The 18,806-nt window shown below is 41.0% G+C and carries 21 protein-coding genes; 18 read left to right on the forward strand and 3 right to left on the reverse strand.

Features of this window, described 5'->3' with window-relative positions:
* The first annotated feature begins 55 nt into the window (after positions 1–55).
* The 6 genes from J7I96_RS22945 (at position 56) to lysA (ending at position 6,225) form a co-directional block, all read left to right on the forward strand.
* Positions 56–1,345, forward strand: a complete 1,290-nt coding sequence (locus J7I96_RS22945) for an NCS2 family permease (RefSeq protein WP_048680228.1) — start codon at positions 56–58, stop codon at positions 1,343–1,345.
* Positions 1,346–1,503: 158 nt separating this feature from the next.
* Positions 1,504–2,121 carry a stage V sporulation protein AA gene (locus J7I96_RS22950; protein WP_311315203.1) on the forward strand — a complete coding sequence of 206 codons (618 nt, stop codon included), beginning with the start codon at positions 1,504–1,506 and terminating at the stop codon, positions 2,119–2,121.
* Positions 2,111–2,533: a stage V sporulation protein AB gene (locus J7I96_RS22955; protein ID WP_034308131.1), complete on the forward strand. Its 423-nt coding sequence runs from the start codon at positions 2,111–2,113 to the stop codon at positions 2,531–2,533. Before J7I96_RS22950 ends, J7I96_RS22955 begins: the two co-directional genes overlap by 11 nt.
* A gap of 43 nt (positions 2,534–2,576) precedes the next feature.
* Positions 2,577–3,158 carry a stage V sporulation protein SpoVABEA gene (spoVAEA, locus tag J7I96_RS22960; protein WP_214772121.1) on the forward strand — a complete coding sequence of 194 codons (582 nt, stop codon included), beginning with the start codon at positions 2,577–2,579 and terminating at the stop codon, positions 3,156–3,158.
* A 4-nt stretch (positions 3,159–3,162) separates the two neighbouring features.
* Positions 3,163–4,629 carry a spore germination protein gene (locus J7I96_RS22965; protein ID WP_251025269.1) on the forward strand — a complete coding sequence of 489 codons (1,467 nt, stop codon included), beginning with the start codon at positions 3,163–3,165 and terminating at the stop codon, positions 4,627–4,629.
* A 270-nt stretch (positions 4,630–4,899) separates the two neighbouring features.
* Entirely contained in the window at positions 4,900–6,225 is a 1,326-nt protein-coding gene (lysA, locus tag J7I96_RS22970) for a diaminopimelate decarboxylase (protein ID WP_214772118.1), read from the forward strand.
* Between the two features lie 38 nt (positions 6,226–6,263).
* On the opposite strand, the gene J7I96_RS22975 is transcribed toward lysA, so the two are convergent.
* Positions 6,264–7,133 carry a DUF1002 domain-containing protein gene (locus J7I96_RS22975; protein ID WP_251025251.1) on the reverse strand — a complete coding sequence of 290 codons (870 nt, stop codon included), beginning with the start codon at positions 7,131–7,133 and terminating at the stop codon, positions 6,264–6,266.
* Positions 7,134–7,710: 577 nt separating this feature from the next.
* On the opposite strand from J7I96_RS22975, the gene J7I96_RS22980 reads away from it, so the two are divergent.
* Positions 7,711–8,055, forward strand: a complete 345-nt coding sequence (locus J7I96_RS22980; protein WP_034308124.1) for a GNAT family N-acetyltransferase — start codon at positions 7,711–7,713, stop codon at positions 8,053–8,055.
* A gap of 28 nt (positions 8,056–8,083) precedes the next feature.
* Here the strand turns inward: J7I96_RS22980 and J7I96_RS22985 are convergent, their stop codons facing one another.
* Together J7I96_RS22985 and J7I96_RS22990 are read right to left on the reverse strand one after the other, a co-directional pair.
* Positions 8,084–8,620 carry a DUF309 domain-containing protein gene (locus J7I96_RS22985; protein ID WP_214923421.1) on the reverse strand — a complete coding sequence of 179 codons (537 nt, stop codon included), beginning with the start codon at positions 8,618–8,620 and terminating at the stop codon, positions 8,084–8,086.
* Between the two features lie 165 nt (positions 8,621–8,785).
* Positions 8,786–8,878, reverse strand: coding sequence for a YjcZ family sporulation protein (locus J7I96_RS22990; protein WP_072273196.1), 93 nt, complete (start codon positions 8,876–8,878; stop codon positions 8,786–8,788).
* 215 nt (positions 8,879–9,093) lie between these two features.
* Here J7I96_RS22990 and J7I96_RS22995 point away from each other — a divergent pair, with 215 nt between their 5' ends.
* From J7I96_RS22995 to rluB, 11 genes are all read left to right on the forward strand, one after another.
* Positions 9,094–9,861 carry a segregation/condensation protein A gene (locus tag J7I96_RS22995; protein ID WP_214923423.1) on the forward strand — a complete coding sequence of 256 codons (768 nt, stop codon included), beginning with the start codon at positions 9,094–9,096 and terminating at the stop codon, positions 9,859–9,861.
* Entirely contained in the window at positions 9,848–10,429 is a 582-nt protein-coding gene (scpB, locus tag J7I96_RS23000; protein ID WP_034308120.1) for an SMC-Scp complex subunit ScpB, read from the forward strand. The genes J7I96_RS22995 and scpB overlap by 14 nt, the downstream gene beginning before the upstream one ends.
* Before the next feature lie 55 nt (positions 10,430–10,484).
* Positions 10,485–10,901, forward strand: coding sequence for a hypothetical protein (locus J7I96_RS23005; protein ID WP_214923426.1), 417 nt, complete (start codon positions 10,485–10,487; stop codon positions 10,899–10,901).
* Positions 10,902–10,923: 22 nt separating this feature from the next.
* The gene (locus J7I96_RS23010; RefSeq protein ID WP_214923430.1) at positions 10,924–11,412 is read left to right on the forward strand and encodes a YpuI family protein; all 489 of its coding nucleotides are present in this window, start codon (positions 10,924–10,926) and stop codon (positions 11,410–11,412) included.
* A 121-nt stretch (positions 11,413–11,533) separates the two neighbouring features.
* A complete protein-coding gene (locus tag J7I96_RS23015) occupies positions 11,534–12,409 on the forward strand; it encodes a superoxide dismutase (protein WP_214923432.1) in 876 nt (291 codons plus the stop codon).
* Between the two features lie 443 nt (positions 12,410–12,852).
* Positions 12,853–13,416, forward strand: a complete 564-nt coding sequence (gene ahpC, locus J7I96_RS23020; RefSeq protein WP_034308115.1) for an alkyl hydroperoxide reductase subunit C — start codon at positions 12,853–12,855, stop codon at positions 13,414–13,416.
* A 176-nt stretch (positions 13,417–13,592) separates the two neighbouring features.
* Complete coding sequence (locus J7I96_RS23025) at positions 13,593–15,239, forward strand: FAD-dependent oxidoreductase (protein WP_214923434.1); 1,647 nt, start codon at positions 13,593–13,595, stop codon at positions 15,237–15,239.
* A 158-nt stretch (positions 15,240–15,397) separates the two neighbouring features.
* Positions 15,398–16,558: a D-alanyl-D-alanine carboxypeptidase family protein gene (locus J7I96_RS23030; protein ID WP_214923436.1), complete on the forward strand. Its 1,161-nt coding sequence runs from the start codon at positions 15,398–15,400 to the stop codon at positions 16,556–16,558.
* Positions 16,551–17,144, forward strand: a complete 594-nt coding sequence (locus J7I96_RS23035; RefSeq protein WP_101222457.1) for a nucleoside recognition domain-containing protein — start codon at positions 16,551–16,553, stop codon at positions 17,142–17,144. The genes J7I96_RS23030 and J7I96_RS23035 overlap by 8 nt, the downstream gene beginning before the upstream one ends.
* 13 nt (positions 17,145–17,157) lie before the next feature.
* Complete coding sequence (locus tag J7I96_RS23040; RefSeq protein ID WP_396020129.1) at positions 17,158–17,685, forward strand: spore maturation protein; 528 nt, start codon at positions 17,158–17,160, stop codon at positions 17,683–17,685.
* 303 nt (positions 17,686–17,988) lie between these two features.
* Entirely contained in the window at positions 17,989–18,729 is a 741-nt protein-coding gene (gene rluB / locus J7I96_RS23045; protein WP_034308106.1) for a 23S rRNA pseudouridine(2605) synthase RluB, read from the forward strand.
* Positions 18,730–18,806 lie beyond the last annotated feature (77 nt).

The raw sequence follows: 18,806 nt of genomic DNA on the forward strand, positions 1-18,806 counted from the left end.
TTTTCGTGCAAACGGTTGTCGGTGATTCCTTTAGATCTGGAGGTCTAAAATGTTTATGGAAAAGTTTTTCTCCCTGAAAGAAAATGGGACGGATGTCCGTACAGAAGTCATGGCGGGTGTTACGACATTTTTAACTATGGTTTATATCCTCATTGTGAATCCGGCTTTATTGTCTTCAATCGGAATTCCATTTGAACAAGTTTTCATGGCAACGGTCATATCAGCGGTGATAGGTACCCTAATCATGGGGCTCGTTGCAAAATACCCGATTGCGATAGCACCAGGGATGGGCTTGAATGCTTATTTTGCCAGTGTGGTGGGGGCACAGGGCCTTTCATACCAGACCGTATTCGGTACGGTTTTCATTGCTGGTTTGCTATTTCTATTAATTAGCGTGACTAGCTTGCGTAAAATGATAATTGATGCGATTCCTAACTCATTAAAATACGGCATCACATCCGGAATTGGTTTATTCATTGCGTTTATCGGATTGAAAAATGCTGGAATCGTAGTGCCAAATGAATCAACGATGGTGACGCTTGGCGATTTACATCAGCCAGGAACCGTTTTAGCGTTAGCAGGCTTATTCATTACCTTGATTTTTATGGCCCGTAATATAAAAGGGGCCATTTTCATTGGCATGATCGTTACGGCAATCATTGGCTACTTTATCGGTTTGCTCAACTTCGATGGGGTCTTATCTGTACCTCCAACCCCGGTATTTTTCGATATCGATATTGCTGGGGTCTTCACGAATTCTTTATATTCGATTGTTTTCGCCTTTTTACTTGTAACGATCTTCGATACGACAGGCACCTTGATTGGCGTGACAGAACAGGCAGGACTAACGAAGGATGGGAAAATCCCTCGTGCCAAGAAAGCCTTTTTAGGTGATGCGATTGCGACTACAGTCGGCTCGATGTTTGGTACAAGCCCATCGACTGCCTATGTGGAATCGAGTACGGGAGTGGCTGCAGGCGGACGTACGGGATTAACCGCTACTGTCGTGGCCATCTTGTTTGCTGCATCGATTTTCTTTTCTCCATTGATATCGGCAATTTCTTCAGTTCAAGCAATCACAGCTCCCGTTTTGATCATCGTGGGATGTTTCATGATGGAAGGGCTGGCTAAAGTCAATTGGAAAATTTTCGATGAGGCATTTCCGGCATTTGCGATCATTTTAACGATGCCGCTTACTTCAAGTATATCTACAGGGATTGCAATTGGGTTCATCACATATCCCCTAATGAAGGTATTCAGCGGAAAAGGAAAATCGGTACATCCGCTCATTTATATTTTTGGGTTGATATTTTTGGTTCAGCTGATTTTCTTCCCCACTCATTAATAGTTGAATGTAAACCAAAAAGACATGCTGTCATTGCAGCGTGTCTTTTTTTGGTTTCAAATTAGTAATATTTGGACATGGTTCACTTCCTGCATTTTCAAACTGCTTCCAATCCATACTACTAGCATAAGGAAATAAAAGGTCGGGATGTGATGATAATGACAGTTGTATATATCAGGATGAGGAACCGTGTACAAGCAAAGGGAAATCAAACGGTGAGGATAAAAGATATTGCAAGGATAATCGGACCTGAAGAAGTGATTACCAAAATTGAAGAAATCATATTATTAACGGTCAAGAAGGAAGATAAGAATATTATTGTCATTGATTTAGCTCAAGTTATCATGTCCATCCGCAAGATGGATCCGACTATTGAAGTGGAAACATTCGGCCCTTCCCAAACGATCATCGAAATCATCCTTTCGAAAAAGAAAATGTCATACCTGACATTCGCCTTAGTTTGGTTTTTGTTATTTGTCGGCGGCGGGATGACGATCATGAATTTTCATGTGGATGTCAGCATGGGGGAAGTGCATCAAAAAATCTTTACTATAATAACGGGAAAAGTGGAAGATAAGCCGTTATTGATCCAAATCCCATATAGCTTCGGCCTTGGTATGGGCATGATTCTATTTTTTAATCATTTCTTTAAAAAACGCTTCAATGAGGAACCTAGTCCGCTCGAGGTTGAAATGTTCAACTATCAGCAGGATTTGGACCGTTATGTAATCATGAATGAAAATAAGGAAAACGTGCGCCACCTTGATGACCGGTAAGATCATCTTCGGAATCTTTGTCGGTTTAGCCGGGGGGTTTGCAACAGGTGCCGGTTTTGTAGCGTTTTTAACTGTACTTGGGGTGATTCCAAGACTGACTCAGCTGACAAAAACAATGAAAATGATACATTACTATGAAGGAGCCATCATTGCCGGAGTTGTCGCAGGAACATGGTTAGGATTACAGGAAACGGAACTTTCCCTTCCGCATTTTCTTTTAATTCCGATCGGTTTGGCTGACGGGATATTTAATGGGATGCTTGCGGCTGCCTTAACTGAAGTCCTGAATGTATTTCCAGTTCTTTCAAAACGAATCGGAATTCAAGAGAAGATCATTTATTTGTTAATGGCACTCGTATTGGGGAAAATAGCCGGATCATTATTCCAATGGATTTATTTTGTCGACTTATAAGTGTAAGAGGTAACTATTCCTGATGATGAAAGGAAGGCCCAAGATGGTGACCAAACGAAAAGTGATATTGATTACGGATGGAGATGAGTATGCGAAACGGGCTGTCGAGCATGTAGCCAAGGAAATAGGGGGAAGATGTATCTCCATGTCCCAAGGTAATCCATCACGATATACGGGATTGGAGTTAGTTGAATTAATAAAAAAGGCGAAGTATGATCCTGTATTGGTCATGTTTGATGATAGCGGTTTTATAGGAGAAGGATCAGGCGAACAGGCAATGAAGGTAGTTGCCGGACACCCTGATATTGATGTCCTTGGCGTGATAGCGGTCGCTTCAAAGACTAGAAGGGAAGAGTGGACCAAGGTGGATATCTGTATTGACCGTGATGGTAATTTGACACCGAACGGGGTCGATAAATACGGCGCCGAGGAATTTGAACTGGGGAAGATAACAGGAGATACGGTGTATTGCATCGATCAATTACATGTTCCCATAGTAGTTGGGATAGGGGATATCGGAAAAATGTCCCATCAGGACGATTTTAAAAGAGGAGCACCGATAACGAAGCTAGCGGTGGAAATCATATTGGAAAGAAGTGGTCATGGTGACTTCAGAAAAACCTGAAAACATGATGCCGATTCCGAGTAGGGTAGCGGAAGTTGACGCATACATGGAAGAGAAAGTAGGTCTAGGCGTTAGCTTTGACTTAGGAGTAAGAAAGATAAAGGTCTTAAGAAAAGATGTACATCTTTACTATATAAACGGACTGACGGATACGGAGTACATCATTGATATCCTCGATTCTCTCATTCATAACAAAAATGCCGATATCGTGTCTACTAAAGTTTTTGATGTAGTCAAAGACTTGCTCGTACACCAATCCGTTCAGGAAATAAAGACGATGGATGAGCTTGTTGATCAGGTATTATCCGGTTTAATCGTCGTTGTTGTTGATGGTAAACCAATAGGGCTGGTCGTGGATGTCAGGAGTTATCCCGGGAGACAGCCAGTAGAACCCGATACCGAAAAAGTCGTCCGTGGATCAAGGGATGGTTTTGTCGAGAATATCATCATTAACACAGCGATAACCAGACGAAGAATCCGGGATGAAAGATTGCGTTTCGAAATGTTGCATGTGGGGGAACGATCGAAATCGGATATATCCATCGGCTACATTAAAGATATTGCCGATCCGGATTTAATAGAAATCGTTCGTAAGGAATTGAATAATATTGAGGTTGATGGCATCACGATGTCTGATAAAACGATCGAAGAGTTCATCGTAAAGCAAAGGTATAACCCATACCCGCTTGTCAGATATACGGAACGGGCCGATGTGGCGGCAACGCATTTGCTTGAGGGTCATGTCCTTATTTATGTGGATACTTCACCGAGTGTCATCATTACCCCGTCCACCCTTTTTCATCACATGCAACACGCCGAGGAGTATCGGCAGGCACCTGCGGTCGGTACCTTGGTGCGCTGGGTCCGTTTTCTTGGGATTTTCGTTTCGTTATTCTTGCTGCCGATATGGTTATTGTTCTGTTTAGAGCCTTCCCTCCTGCCGGAGAAGTTCGAGTTTATCGGGCCGAATGAAAAAACACATATACCCATTGTGATCCAAATCTTCATTTCCGATATTGGGATAGAATTTTTAAGGATGGCAGCCGTCCATACCCCGACCCCGCTTTCCACGGCAATGGGCTTGGTTGCGGCGGTTTTGATAGGACAGATAGCGATAGATGTTGGCCTATTTGTTCCTGAAGTGGTTCTCTATGCTTCCGTAGCGACAATAGGTACATTTGTCACTCCGAGTTTAGAACTAGGAGTTGCAAATAAAATTACCCGTTTAGTATTGATAGTCTTGGTCGCATTATTTAAAGTGCCTGGTTTAGTCATAGGCATCACACTCTATTTGATCATGCTCACTAGTATAAAAACATTAAATACACCTTATTTATGGCCGCTTCTCCCGTTTCAGCCGAAGGCCTTGTCACATATAATATTAAGAAGACCTTATCCTGGTACTATAGAACGTCCGAGCATTGTACATCCCCAAGATCTATATAGACAGCCGAGAAAATCTAAAGGTTGATGTTGTCGAAAAGTTGTGGTAATTTATTTTTATTCGGATAAAGCGATAAAGTTGGGCTTAACAAAGAGATAAAGCTACTATGACTCTTTGGAGTTTAAACAATCTGTCTTTCCCTTCGAACTACTAAGCAGTCATAGATAACAATATTTACATGGGATAATTGATTCGGATGAGGCAGGATTATATAGAGGACCTTTTACAGCGGGTTTTCTTTATTTGAGGCTGCCTCATTTCTTATTAATAGTTTTAAGTCAGGAAGGTGAGGCTATCATGCATTTGTACGGAACCGGTGGTGTCAATGAACGTGGACATCTGGAGATTGGCGGAGTGGACACGATCGAATTGATCGAACAATTTGGAACACCATTATATGTTTATGATGTAGAGCTAATTCGCGAACGGGCGAGGGGGTTCAAGAGAACTTTTGAGGAATTGGGGGTTTCAGCACAAGTTGCTTACGCAAGTAAGGCCTTTTCTTCGATTGCCATGATCCAGTTGGCTGAGCAAGAGGGACTGTCTCTCGATGTTGTCTCAGCGGGGGAATTATATACGGCAATTAAGGCAAATTTCCCAACAGAACGGATTCACTTCCATGGAAATAACAAAAGTGAAGAAGAGCTACATATGGCTTTGGATCATGACATTGGCTGTATAGTAGTCGATAATTTTTCAGAGTTGACACTGTTGGAAGAAATTTGTACAAACCGTGAACAAAAGATGAAAATCCTTCTTCGTGTAACACCGGGTATTGAAGCCCATACGCATGATTATATTTTGACAGGGCAAGAAGATTCGAAATTTGGTTTTGATCTTATTAACGGCCAGGCCGAAGCTGCCCTTCGACAAGCGCTTCATAGTAAGTTTCTGGAAGTTCTTGGATTGCACTGCCATATCGGTTCCCAAATCTTTCAAACGACCGGTTTCCTTCTGGCAGCCCAAAAAATTATCGGCAAGCTGAGTGATTGGCACGGTTCGGTAGGGTTTCAACCACAGGTATTGAATCTCGGAGGGGGATTCGGGATCCGGTATACACAAGAGGATGACCCGCTACCCGCGTCTCAATATGTTGAGGAGATCGTTAGGGAAGTGCAGAACCTAATTGCTGATTCTGATTTAGTGATGCCTGAAATCTGGATCGAACCTGGCCGTTCATTGGTCGGAGACGCCGGTGTGACACTGTACAAGGTGGGTTCTGAAAAGGAAGTTCCTAATGTCCGTAAATATATTGCCGTAGATGGGGGCATGAGTGATAATATACGTCCCGCTCTTTACGAAGCTAAATATGATGCCATTCTTGCAAACCGGCCGCTCGACCCTGTGGAGGAGACAGTGTCCATTGCCGGCAAATGCTGTGAAAGCGGAGATATGTTGATTTGGGATTTACCATTGCCAAAAGCCGGCCGCGGTGATGTCTTGGCGGTATTTTGTACAGGGGCATATGGATACTCCATGTCGAATAATTACAATCGCATTCCGAGACCGGCTGTCGTCTTTGCCGAAAAGGGAGAAGCCCGGTTGGTCATCAAACGCGAAACTTACGAAGATCTTATCCATTTGGACTTGGCCCTTCATGAAGCGGCAGTCGTCAAAGAATAGAAAAAAGGATGGCATTGGCCATCCTTTTTTTATTTGAATCAGCTGAAAAGTGATTTGATCGCGTCTATTAAACTACTGAACACTTCTTTCAATTTATCCAGAAATGATTGACCCTCTTCGGATTCAAGAAAATTGGAAAGTTTATCTTTAGCTGCAGTCAGCTGATCACCGACAGCGTTCCAATCAATATTCAATTCTTTTAGCTTATTGAATAAATCAATTAAACTTTGAATTTGATCTTCATTTAAGGCGATTCCAAGGTCTTTTGCTGAAGACTCGACAACCTCGCGGACCTCTTCAGTATTGGCTGGTGGGTTTGCAGCCATTTCCTCTTTGATTTTCGTAACAAGTGCAGAGGCTTCTTCCGTACCGATTTCGTCACCCAATTTTGCTGTTTTCACCATTTCTTCATTCGCTGCCTGTTTCACATCTTCAGGAATCTTCTTGTCGGCAGATATCTCATAGGCTTTAATGACTCCTGTCAAAGCCGCTGTACCGGAAACAGGTATAGGTGCGGTGACATAAATGGTAGCATCTTTTACTCCTGCAGTAGCCAGTGCATTGATATACATTTCATCGGAAACCCAGTTAATGTTTTTCGACTCCAGTTTAAGACCGGTACCTTTTTCCTCCAAAGTAATCGCAGAGGATGAAATCGCTTTTGTACCGATTAGACGGCTAGCGATATAGTCTCCTAAGTATTCATGTTCCTCCGCATTTGTAACGGTTAAAACCTCAACATCATTGGGTGCTTTCATTTCTGATAAAATCATATTTTTTTGTTCATTTGTCAAATTCTCACCAAGTGTGACGATCATTTCACCAACAGCTGCATCTGCAAAAGCCTTATATGGCAATAATAGACATAATAAAATGGTTACAATGACCCATTTATTCATTTTTTTCATGATAATCCTCCTTAACTTTCCTGCTGAATTGGGAATCTTTCAAAAAAGGGCGGCACTTTAAATCAGATTCATAGTATTTGACGAAACAAAGGCTAAAAAAGATACATATATTCCTGAAAAAAATTTATAGCCAAATAGCTACGTTCATTTTAACGAAGAAGTTGGGTGTATCTTTTGTCTTTTATACCTAAGTTGGCACTCTATGAACCTAGATCACTTTACCAATGTAGTAAAATTGAAGCAAGATTGCAAGGATATTTGTCAGATTGTGTTAAGTTATAGTAGAATGAATTCGTTATTTAAATATTTGGACCATTCATAAAGGGAGTATGGGATGAGGAAAAGTAATAAGACTCTTTTACTTATGATGCTTATTATCGCTTTGATGTGGGGAATCGTATACTGGCTGTTTATCGCTTAGCACATAGCCCATTGATAAATCAAGTGCTGAAAGTGATGTTGAAACGAACGGAATTTTTATGTATGATGTAAATGTTATATGTGAGGAATATTATTCAAAGCAAATTAATTGGAAACAGGAAGATAATAAAAACGTTATTTAGTAACGAGGGATATTATGTTGATTAAGTATAAGAAAAGTTATGAGAAGTTTGCCATGGGATTATTATCTTTCATGCCAAATGAAAAAGAGATAAAAACGCTTCGGAATACGATGAAGAATTATGAAACGGATGAAAACCTACAGCTGTTCTTATGGAAAGATGAAGAGATTACGGGCCTGATCGGTATAGAAGTCTCTCCAACCCACATTGAGATACAACATATATCTGTAAATCCATCCTTCCGGAAGCAAGGTATCGGTAAAACGATGGTCAGGGCCATCAAGGAGCAATATCCTGACAAAGAATTAAAAGCAAATGAGTTTACGGAAAGCTTTCTTGACAGGTGTGAAGATTTCTGAATATGAAAGCTTGAATGGAGGACCGCCTTTAATGGCGGTCCTCCATTCTTGTTTTTCGAAGGGATAGCTGTCGAGCCCTTTCTGAAATGACATCCGAACGGTCACGCATTAGGTGCTTATCAACTATCGATGTATTGGCCATGTCGCTATCCGCCCCCCATATGAATCCTTCTTGCAAACACATGGATTGGCATTTTTTGATCAGTCTTTGATCCGATATTGGCAGATTGATGCTTTTATATGGATTTTGTGATAACATTCGCTCATGGGTATCCTCGAGCAATTTGAACAGTCGTTCTGGATCGAGTCCCAACTTCAGGAGCTCGGCCTTTTTTAGGTGGAGATTTGCCAAGGCTTTAGACAAGGTCCTTGCAGCCCCTTTTTTGTTTCCCCTGCGATCATGATACAGGGCAACCGCAATCTGAATGAGCCCGACCCAATGGGAGTCACGCTCTTTTGGTGCGGTTTCCTTCCAATATTCTTCAAGGATTTCATGACATTCGAAGTAATCCCTTGTTCCATGGAAATGGACAAGGAAAGAAAGGTAGTCTTCCGCGTAAGTCAATAGGAGCACCCCTTTTGTTTGATGGAATAAACTAAGTATGGCAAAAAGCCATTTTCTTATAGCTTAACATCCGCTATGTATACTCACTAAGTTTAGCATAGAATTTTTTCTTGGAAAATAAAGAAAGCTGATTGCAAGGCAATCAGCTGATTCATCAGTCTCCCATTAACACCAAGAAGCACCGACGATAACTAATAAAATGAACAATACTACAATAAACGCGAAACCGCCGCCGTTTCCAAAACCACCTGCACCCATAATGAGTACCTCCTTTGTTCTGCTATTCTTACATTTCTAGGTTATGTTGGATTTCAGAATGTGATTGGGCACCGACCCATTTGACGGTAATCCCAAATAAAAACTTTTCTATGGGCAGTAAATTATTATTTGGATAAAGGGCGGCAATCCACTATACTTGATTAGTAAAAGAAATAGGTCTATATCGGCCAATTAGATTTAAATGAGGTAATTTAATGGGTTATAACATAAAAATTGACGCTTTCGAAGGGCCGATGGATTTACTCCTGCATTTGATCAATCGCCTTGAAATAGACATCTACGATATTCCGATGGCTGATATTACAGATCAATACCTAGGTTACATCCATACGATGCAGCATCTGGAATTGGATGTGGCCAGCGAATATCTGGTGATGGCTGCAACACTGCTTGCCATCAAGAGTAAAATGCTGCTTCCAAAGCATGAAGATGAGCAAATGATTGATGAAGATGGGGAAATATTTGAGGAAGATCCACGGGATGAGCTTGTGGAAAAACTATTAGAATATAAAAAGTATAAAAATGCAGCCGAAGAATTTAAAGGGATGGAAGAAGAAAGAAGTTTGATGTTCACCAAACCCCCAAGTGATCTATCTGTTTATGTTAAAGAAGCGGAAAGTGATAAACAAGAGTTGAATATAAGTCTATATGATATGTTGGGGGCTCTGCAGAAATTGCTGAGAAGGCAAAAAATTCAAAAGCCGCTTTACACGAAAGTAACAAAACAAGAGATATCGATAGAGAAACGAATGGATGAAATCAAGATTGAGTTACAGTCCATTAAAGGGAAGAAAAGTTTTTTTGAACTGTTTTCGAACCCGCTCAAGGAGCATATCGTCATCACTTTCATGGCGGTGCTGGAACTGATGAAACTTAATGAAATCATCGTTGAACAAGAAGATAATTTTTCGGAAATCATGATTGCTGCTAAGGAAGGTGTAGAACCAGTTGGAAGTTATTAATTGGAAAGGGATTCTTGAGGCATTATTGTTTGCTGCCGGAGATGAAGGGCTCTCTGTCAAACAAATTGCCTCGGTCCTGGAAATTACGGAATATCAAGCAACGGACATCGTTGAAAGTTTAAAGGAAGAATATGTATCGGATGTTCGCGGGATTCAAGTGATCGAAATAGCGGGCGTTTATCAAATGACGACAAAAAAAGAGCACTCGGATTACTTGAAAAGACTAGTCGAAACATCAAGCACTCAAGGCTTATCCCAGGCGGCATTGGAAACACTCGCAATCATTGCTTATAAGCAGCCGATTACTAGAGCTGAAATTGATGAAATACGCGGAGTGAAAACGGAACGCCCCATTCATACACTTGTCACCAAAGTCTTAATTAAAGAAGTCGGACGTGCTGAAGGCTCGGGCAGGGCTTATTTATATGGGACAACAAAAGAGTTTTTGGATTACTTCGGCCTGAATTCCATAGATGAATTACCGCCTCTCGCCGATAATTCGGATGATAGCTTTGAAAGTGGTGAAGCCGATTTGTTTTTTGAAAAATTTCAGCAAACAATCGAATAACATTTTTCTTTGAATTGTGATAATATAGAAAAAAATGAATGCGGGGGGATTGCGGGTGCGAATTGTAGCATGCAATGGATTTGGGCTTGAAAAGGAAAAGTCAAATTCACCTGAGGACTTTTTTAATCGATCCGTTTTACAATACATAAAGGATGGAGAAGAAAAGACGCTGAATGTACTGTATCTTCGCTATTTTGATGAGATGGTCACTCTTTGGACCCCATATCCCGCCAACCCCCTATTCAAAAGCCTTAACAGAGATATTTATATGGCTGACATCATCGCCTTGGTCTGTCTACTCAAAGACCCGAGCCTGGTTAACCGAAAACGAATATATATAAATGCAGAAAAAGAGCTGGCTGGTTATTTCGAAAATATAGATTTTGAAAAATTGGAGAAAGTGTTTATATCTATTGACCAAGCTAAACCATATGATATAGAATCACATGTTGACTATTATATTCAATCTTAATCAATTTGAGGAGGGTTCACGGTTGGGGAATACATTGGTAAAATCTCAGCTTGAGGATGTAAAGGGCTTTTTGGAAACGACAGTGGCTCAACTGGAAGAATTTATAAATGAGACGACCTATTCTAAGCTGCAAGAAGAAAAAAGCGGGGATGAAGCCTATTATAAAGGAATCCTTTCAAGTTTAAGAAGAATGCTTGTAAGTTGTGAAGAGGGCTTGGAGGCTTGCCAAATCGTTCTGAAAAATGATGTTTTCAATAAAGCTGCAGCTGAAAAGACGCTTTATAGAGTTTATCATCAATGTATCGAAGAATACTTTTCCCCAAAATCAGATCGGTGGTTTGAGGACAGCAGGTCTGCCTATACAGGAAAAAACTCGATTAAATTTCACCAAAGTGTACCTGACAGCATAATATCCATTCTGAAAGCCGTGGAAAGTGGATTCCAGACCATGCGTGAAGAATTGGAGTTTTATGAAACGGATTACCGGACGAAAATGTTGCAGTCAAGATAATGAAACAGCAAGGCTTAATAAGCCTTGCTGTTTTTTTTAGCTATAAATGGAATCTCCGCTTAATCGAAACATAAAATACTTTGATGATTTATGTGCATGGGGAATAGGGGGAGGTTGCAAGATGTCTGAGGTAAGAGATTATGCTAAAGAGGTAAGTGATTGGGTTGATGGAGTGATGGAATATCTTGAGAAGATCGATATCACCGATTCGCCGTTGCTGTCAAACATTGAACGGCTTTCCGGATTGGCGAAGAATATGGATACGGAAGAAATGGATTATGAGGATATGGTCCTGATTGAAGAAGAGATGGCTCGGGTCTACGAGGAAATTGAAGAACTCACTAGAGAATTCAATATACAGGAAAGGCAATCAGTGCCGATTGGGAAGCATACGCTACCGCCGTTACCTTATGCCTATGAAGCGTTGGAACCGACGATTTCAAGGGAAATCATGTATCTGCACCATGATAAACATCATCAAGCATATGTCGATGGTCTGAATAAAGCGGAATTGATGATGAAAAAAGCGAGAGAAACGAATGATTTTTCCTTGTTGAAACATTGGGAAAAGGAAGCAGCCTTTCATGGATCAGGCCATTATCTCCATACGCTGTTCTGGGAAGTGATGATTCCTGGAGGGGGCGGACAGCCAAGGGGGGATTTACTTAAACAGATTGAGAAGGATTTTGGAAGCTTTGCAGCTTTTAAAAGTCATTTTAGTGAGGCTGCCAAACAAGTAGAAGGTGTTGGCTGGGCGATATTAGTCTGGTCTCCGCGTGCGCGGCGGCTAGAAATACTTCAATCGGAATTGCACATGGTTTTGACCCAGTGGGATACGATCCCTATCCTTGTTCTTGATGTATGGGAACATGCTTATTACCTGCAATATAAAAATAATCGGGCAGGCTATGTGGACAAATGGTGGGACGTTGTAAACTGGCCGAAAATAGCCGTAAGGTTCACCGAAGCGAAAAAGCTTATTTGGAAAAAGCAATAACTGATAAAATATAAAATGTCTTTGGAGAACCAATACAACTAAACGGGCCGTCAAGGTTCGTTTTTTTTGCTTGAAATTTCGAAACAAGAATTTTTTAGGGGGAATATGGGAAAGATATGAAGGGAGACCTGAAAATTTTATTTGAAAGCTACTTATGGGATTCTCATTTGGATATTATAATTAGATTGAAAAGGAGAGGAAATCATCTCACGAAATAATGAGCATGTGTCTTTATTTGTATCCTAGAAATAATATTGGAAATGTGTTGGAAATGCTAATTTGAAGTACTATGGGATTTTAAAAATAATTAATTTATATTAATATAAAAACTGTGACCAATTTGTGAACTTAAAAATTATTAAGGTATATTTATTGACTAATTTCTATTTAATAATTATTATAAATAGGAGCAGATAAAAAAATAGCTATTGGAGGAATTTATTATGTCATTGATCAATAAACAAGTTGAAGATTTTAAAGTACAAGCTTACCATGCAGGAGAATTCAAAGAAGTTACACTTGAAGATGTTAAAGGGAAATGGGCAGTATTCTTTTTCTACCCAGCTGACTTCTCTTTCGTATGTCCAACTGAATTAGCCGATCTTCAAGATAACTATGAAACATTCAAGGAAATTGGTTGCGAAGTTTACTCAGTTTCAACAGATACTCATTTCAGCCACAAAGGATGGGCTGATGCTACTGATACAATCGGAAAAATCCAATATCCAATGTTAGCTGACCCAGCAAACGTTTTATCCCGTCAATTCGGTGTATTGATTGAAGAAGATGGATTGGCTCTACGTGGAACTTTCATCGTAAATCCAGAAGGACAAATTAAAGCATACGAAGTCAATGACCTAGGAATTGGCCGTAATGCTGAAGAACTTGTAAGAAAAGTTCAAGCTGCACAATTCGTTGCGGAACATGGGGATAAAGTTTGCCCTGCAAAATGGACACCAGGTGAAGATACTCTTGAACCAAGCCTGGACCTAGTAGGTAAGCTTTAATTTTTATGGGATGGTCCATTTCTTCAATTAATGGACATAACCAGTTTTGATTATGATTACTGGGACATTTCGTCCGACAAGATCTAATGACAAAAGGCACTTACTTAAAATAAGTGCCTTTTGTTTGTCAAAATAACAGTTTAGCAAGTAATATCAATCAGCAAGGAGCACAAAAGATGAAAAAAATATATGATTTATTAATTATTGGCGGGGGTCCTGCAGGCCTCTCAGCTGGCGTTTATGCAGGAAGAGCCAAGCTAAAGACGATAATTCTTGAAAAAGGAACTGGCGGCGGACAAGCTGCAACTACATCGGAAATAGCCAATTATCCTGGTATCCGTCATATATCGGGTCCTAGATTAGTTGAAGAAATGAAGCTTCAAAACGAAGATTTTGGCGTGGAATTCGCCAAAGCTGATGTAACGGGTGTGGATTTCTCCGGTGATGTGAAAGTGGTTAAAACCCTTGGTGGGGACTACCATGCACGCGCCATCATCATTGCAACGGGTGCTACACCAAGAACGCTAGGATTCCCAGGTGAAGAGGAATTCACTGGCCGCGGTGTAGCTTATTGTTCAACATGTGATGGTGAATTCTTTGAAGGGTTGGAAGTTTTCGTTATCGGGGCAGGATATGCAGCAGCTGAAGAAGCGATATTCCTGACACGTTTTGCTACAAAAGTTACAATTATCGCCCGTGAATCAAGCTTCTCGTGTGCCCCGTCCATTGTTGATAAAGTAATGGCAAATGATAAGATTGAAGTGAAATTCAATACGGAAATCCTTGGGGTTCATGGAGACGGGATGATTCAAAGTGCACGTTTCATCAATAACGTTACCAAAGAAGAATTTGAATATAAGGCGAAGGAAGAAGACAATACATTTGGCGTATTCGTTTTCATAGGTTACGAGCCGAAAACAGAGATATTCAAGGGCCATATCGAAATGGATGATGCTGGTTACATTTTAACCGATGATGATATGAAGACTAATGTGAATGGTGTCTATGCGGCGGGCGACCTAAGGCCAAAATCCTTGCGCCAGATTATCACAGCTGTATCTGATGGAGCGATTGCAGCAACGGATGCCGGCAAATATATTGAGGAAGAAAAAGATCGCCTGGGAATCAAAGATGAACCTGAAGTTGAAAAACTGGCGAAAAAAGAACAGGCCGCTGTCCCAGCAGGCAAGAGCGCTTTATTAAGTGATGCGTTACGTGGCCAATTAAAGGGAATCTTCGGTAAGATGGAGAGCGACGTTACAATGGTGTCCATTGTCGATGAAAGTTTGCCAAAATCAGTCGAATTGCGAGACTTCTTGTTGGATGTTGCGGAATTAGGAGATAAGCTTCATCTTGAGTTATACAAAAAAGGGGAAAATGCGGAAATCGAAGAAAAAATCAATGCGGATAAGTTCCCTGTCGTTGCCCTCTTAAATTCAAATGGTGAATACAGTGGCGTCAAATTCCATGGTGTACCAGGCGGCCATGAGTTGAATTCCTTCATTTTGGCCATCTATAACCTGGCCGGACCTGGTCAAGCATTGGATTCAGCCGTATTGAATTCAATTAAGGGAATCAGTAAAAAAGCGAACATTAAGGTCATGGTTTCATTGGCATGTCACTACTGTCCAGACGTTGTTGTGGGTGCACAGCGCATAGCGATTGAAAACCCTAACGTTGAAGCTGAAATGGTCGATATAAGCAATTTCCAGGAAATCAAGAAGAAATATAAAGTCATGAGCGTGCCGGCCATGATCATCAATGATGAAGAAGTCGTATTCGGAGCTAAGAAAATTGATGAAATCGCTGCCTTATTAGTATAATAGAACACTAAATCGATAGGGGTCCCTATCGATTTTTTTTTATGGAAATTCTCCATTGAAAACAGTGGATATCAGGAAGGTTTAGATTCTTTTATTCATAACACTTGTCCCTTTGCATAAACTTGTACAAAAACAAGTAAAGAGACGAGGGGGCACTCATGCGTTTTCTATATAAAGGGTTATCGAGTTTGTGTATCGTCATTCTCCTATTGTCTTTTATGGCTCCTGTACAAAGCGCCAATGCAAATGTATCCGTAAGTGCCCATAGTGCGATTTTAATGGATGAGGATAGCGGAAGGGTCATTTATGAAGTGAATGCTCATGAAAAGAATCGCATAGCAAGCATTACGAAAATAATGACGGCTATCTTGGCCATTGAATCGGGACAAATGGATGAGACAGTGAAGGTGAGCAGCAATGCCTTCGGGACGGAGGGATCTTCCCTTTACTTAAAAGAAGGAGAAAAAATTAAGCTCGAAGATTTGGTATATGGCTTGATGCTTCGTTCAGGTAATGATGCAGCAGTGGCAATCAGCGAAAAGGTTGGAGGAAGCCTGGATGGATTCGTCTGGATGATGAACCAAAAGGCGGAAGAAATAGGGATGAAAAATACCCATTTTTCAAATCCACATGGTTTGGATAATACGAAGAACCATTATTCAACCGCCTATGATATGGCCATCCTCACTCGTTATGCCATGCAAAATGAAACGTATGAGAAGATTGCCGGAACAAAGGAGCACAGGGCGCCTAATTCCACAGAACAATGGGATTATGTATGGAAGAACAAAAATCGCCTACTTACACAATTATATGAGTATTGCACAGGGGGGAAAACAGGGTATACGAAACTAGCAAAACGTACCTTGGTCACGACGGCAACCAAAAACGAGCATGACCTGATTGCTGTGACATTGAATGGTCCGGATGATTGGAATGATCATATTCACATGTACGAATCCGCCTTTAAGGATTATAAGCCAACAGAAATTTTACCTGCAGGCATGGTGGAAAACATGGAAAATAAAATATATAAAGGACATGTCTACATTAAAAATGATTTTTCATACCCACTTACAAACGAAGAGAGAGAATTGGTCAAAGTGAAAATGAAATTGTTGAAGCCCCAGAAGGCTTGGGATGATAAAAGGAAAATCCCGGAAGTGGTCGGCAGAGCATCCATCTATCTTGATGGGAAGAAAATAGGCACTCGGTCAATTTTTTATGGGGAAGCAAAAGAAAGCTTCAAGCAACAATCATTCCAATCTTCATGGGCTGAAGTATTTGAAGCAGTATTGGGAATCGGACGAAATGGTTAATTACATTTGGTTCGGGATGTTTGTGATCGGTATTGTCTTTGGCATGGTTAATGGGACGATGGAACAGGTGAATGAAGCTCTTTTTGTTAGCGCAAAGGAAGCGGTCACCCTCTGTCTGGGATTGATGAGCATACTTGTTTTTTGGCTGGGTCTGATGAAAATAGCGGAGGAATCGGGGCTGTTAGATAAACTATCCAACTTGTTCAAGCCGTTCATGAGATGGCTGTTCCCAGAAGTTCCTCCTAATCATCCCGCTATGGGGTATATACTTTCCAATATGATGGCAAACACATTCGGATTGGGGAATGCAGCTACGCCTCTTGGTATAAAAGCCATGGAACAGCTAAAGAAACTAAATGGAGGAAAAGCAACGGTCAGCCGCTCGATGGTCACTTTTTTAGCAATCAATACATCAAGCGTAACGTTGATTCCAACTACTGTCATTGCGATCCGCATGAATTACGATGCCCACTCCCCGACGGACATCGTTTTTCCGACCATAATAGCAACGGCCATTTCTGCCGTTGGAGGAATCGCGATAGATCGATATTTTTATTACAGGAGAAAGAGGAACGGGAGGGAATAGGATGTTGCACTGGATGACTACCATTTCAATTTGGATGATACCGATTTTGATTCTCTGCATATTACTGTACGGCACATTGAAAAGAGTTCCCACCTATGAGACCTTCGTTGAGGGGGGGAAAGAAGGAATCAGCATGTCTTTTTCCCTTATTCCTTTCCTGGTAGGGATGCTTGTGGCGATTTCAGTATTTAGGGCATCAGGGGCCTTGGATTTCATTGTACAATCCCTGCACCCCTTGCTTTCCTTTCTTCATTTCCCGTCTGAGGTTTTACCCCTTGCGATTATTAGACCAATATCCGGAACAGCGGCTTTAGGAATCACCAGCGACCTGATATCGGTTTATGGACCGGATTCCTTTGTTGGCCGCTTGGCTGCCACGATTCAGGGAAGTACAGATACCACCTTCTATGTATTGACCGTTTATTTTGGAGCCGTCGGAATCAAAAAAATGGGTGATGCCCTTAAGGTCGGCCTTTTGGCAGACTTGATTGGAATCATAGCTGCCGTTATTGTCGTCACACTGGTTTTCGGTATGAATTAAAAGGTAGGGAAATGGACGATTCCATTTCTTTTTTTTTGTCTTTTTTCTTAAAAGCAGCCCTCCATTATTAAGGTGTATTCAAACTTTCATCAAAAGAAACATTTTTTTGTATGGAAAAATAAGCTATGTTACACTCATTATGGAAACCAAACCATTTAACCGTCCCATTATTGGTGTAATAATAAAAGAAAAGCTCTTAATCGCGAAAAACCTTTTGTTTTTGCCTCTCAATATGTAATAATTGTATGATTGTGTATGTATAGACAATAACAAACGAATGATTATACTATGGGGTGAAGATAGATGGAACGATTACAAAAGGTGATAGCACATGCTGGACTGGCTTCCCGCCGTAAAGCAGAAGAGTTGATTTTAGAAGGTAAGGTAAAAGTGAACGGCAAAGTAGTGAAGGAATTAGGTGTGAAAGTGGGGCCTAATGACAAGGTTGAGGTTAATGAAGTCCCGCTTGAAAAAGAAGCTCCGGTTTATTTCCTATTCTATAAACCGCGCGGCGTCATTTCGGCCGTTTCTGATGATAAGAACAGAAAAGTCGTAACGGACTTTTTCCCTTACATCAATGAACGGATTTATCCAGTTGGCCGCTTGGATTACGATACTTCGGGCTTGTTGATTTTAACCAATGACGGGGAATTCGCAAACACGTTAATGCATCCGAAGCATGAAGTGGATAAAGTGTATGTGGCAAAAGTGAAAGGGATGCCTTTGCGTGAAAGCTTGAAAAAGCTGGATAAGGGTATCAAGTTGGAGGATGGCAAGACTGCGCCGGCCAAGACAAGGGTATTGTCTACCGACAAGAAAAAGGAAACGGCCATAGTTGAAATCACAATACATGAAGGCAGGAATAGGCAAGTCCGCCGGATGTTCGAAGCAATTGGCCATCCCGTCATTAAATTGAAGAGGGAACAATATGGTTTCTTGACCTTGGACGGTTTAACTGCAGGGGATTCCCGGGAGCTGACTCCACATGAAGTTAAATTAATGCGGACTTTAGCAACGACCGAGCCTAAACAGCGGAGAATGTAAGCTAGTATTTTTCCCGTATTGATAGGTTGAAACCACTACCCCATTCTTCCGATGGAAGAAATGGGTGGTGGAAAACA

This window comes from Bacillus sp. ISL-78 (genome assembly GCF_018613455.1).
In the GTDB taxonomy this organism is placed as follows: Bacteria; Bacillota; Bacilli; order Bacillales; family DSM-1321; genus Peribacillus; species Peribacillus frigoritolerans.

What these genes read in the sequence shown, in the direction of transcription:
- J7I96_RS22945 (WP_048680228.1), top strand. Translation starts at nt 56, where the DNA reads ATGGAAAAGTTTTTCTCCCTGAAAGAAAATGGGACGGATGTCCGTACA.
- J7I96_RS22950 (WP_311315203.1), top strand. Translation starts at nt 1,504, where the DNA reads ATGACAGTTGTATATATCAGGATGAGGAACCGTGTACAAGCAAAGGGA.
- J7I96_RS22955 (WP_034308131.1), top strand. Translation starts at nt 2,111, where the DNA reads ATGACCGGTAAGATCATCTTCGGAATCTTTGTCGGTTTAGCCGGGGGG.
- spoVAEA (WP_214772121.1), top strand. Translation starts at nt 2,577, where the DNA reads ATGGTGACCAAACGAAAAGTGATATTGATTACGGATGGAGATGAGTAT.
- J7I96_RS22965 (WP_251025269.1), top strand. Translation starts at nt 3,163, where the DNA reads ATGATGCCGATTCCGAGTAGGGTAGCGGAAGTTGACGCATACATGGAA.
- lysA (WP_214772118.1), top strand. Translation starts at nt 4,900, where the DNA reads ATGCATTTGTACGGAACCGGTGGTGTCAATGAACGTGGACATCTGGAG.
- J7I96_RS22975 (WP_251025251.1), bottom strand. Translation starts at nt 7,133, where the DNA reads ATGAAAAAAATGAATAAATGGGTCATTGTAACCATTTTATTATGTCTA.
- J7I96_RS22980 (WP_034308124.1), top strand. Translation starts at nt 7,711, where the DNA reads ATGTTGATTAAGTATAAGAAAAGTTATGAGAAGTTTGCCATGGGATTA.
- J7I96_RS22990 (WP_072273196.1), bottom strand. Translation starts at nt 8,878, where the DNA reads ATGGGTGCAGGTGGTTTTGGAAACGGCGGCGGTTTCGCGTTTATTGTA.
- J7I96_RS22995 (WP_214923423.1), top strand. Translation starts at nt 9,094, where the DNA reads ATGGGTTATAACATAAAAATTGACGCTTTCGAAGGGCCGATGGATTTA.
- J7I96_RS23015 (WP_214923432.1), top strand. Translation starts at nt 11,534, where the DNA reads ATGTCTGAGGTAAGAGATTATGCTAAAGAGGTAAGTGATTGGGTTGAT.
- ahpC (WP_034308115.1), top strand. Translation starts at nt 12,853, where the DNA reads ATGTCATTGATCAATAAACAAGTTGAAGATTTTAAAGTACAAGCTTAC.
- J7I96_RS23025 (WP_214923434.1), top strand. Translation starts at nt 13,593, where the DNA reads ATGAAAAAAATATATGATTTATTAATTATTGGCGGGGGTCCTGCAGGC.
- J7I96_RS23030 (WP_214923436.1), top strand. Translation starts at nt 15,398, where the DNA reads ATGCGTTTTCTATATAAAGGGTTATCGAGTTTGTGTATCGTCATTCTC.
- J7I96_RS23035 (WP_101222457.1), top strand. Translation starts at nt 16,551, where the DNA reads ATGGTTAATTACATTTGGTTCGGGATGTTTGTGATCGGTATTGTCTTT.
- J7I96_RS23040 (WP_396020129.1), top strand. Translation starts at nt 17,158, where the DNA reads ATGACTACCATTTCAATTTGGATGATACCGATTTTGATTCTCTGCATA.
- rluB (WP_034308106.1), top strand. Translation starts at nt 17,989, where the DNA reads ATGGAACGATTACAAAAGGTGATAGCACATGCTGGACTGGCTTCCCGC.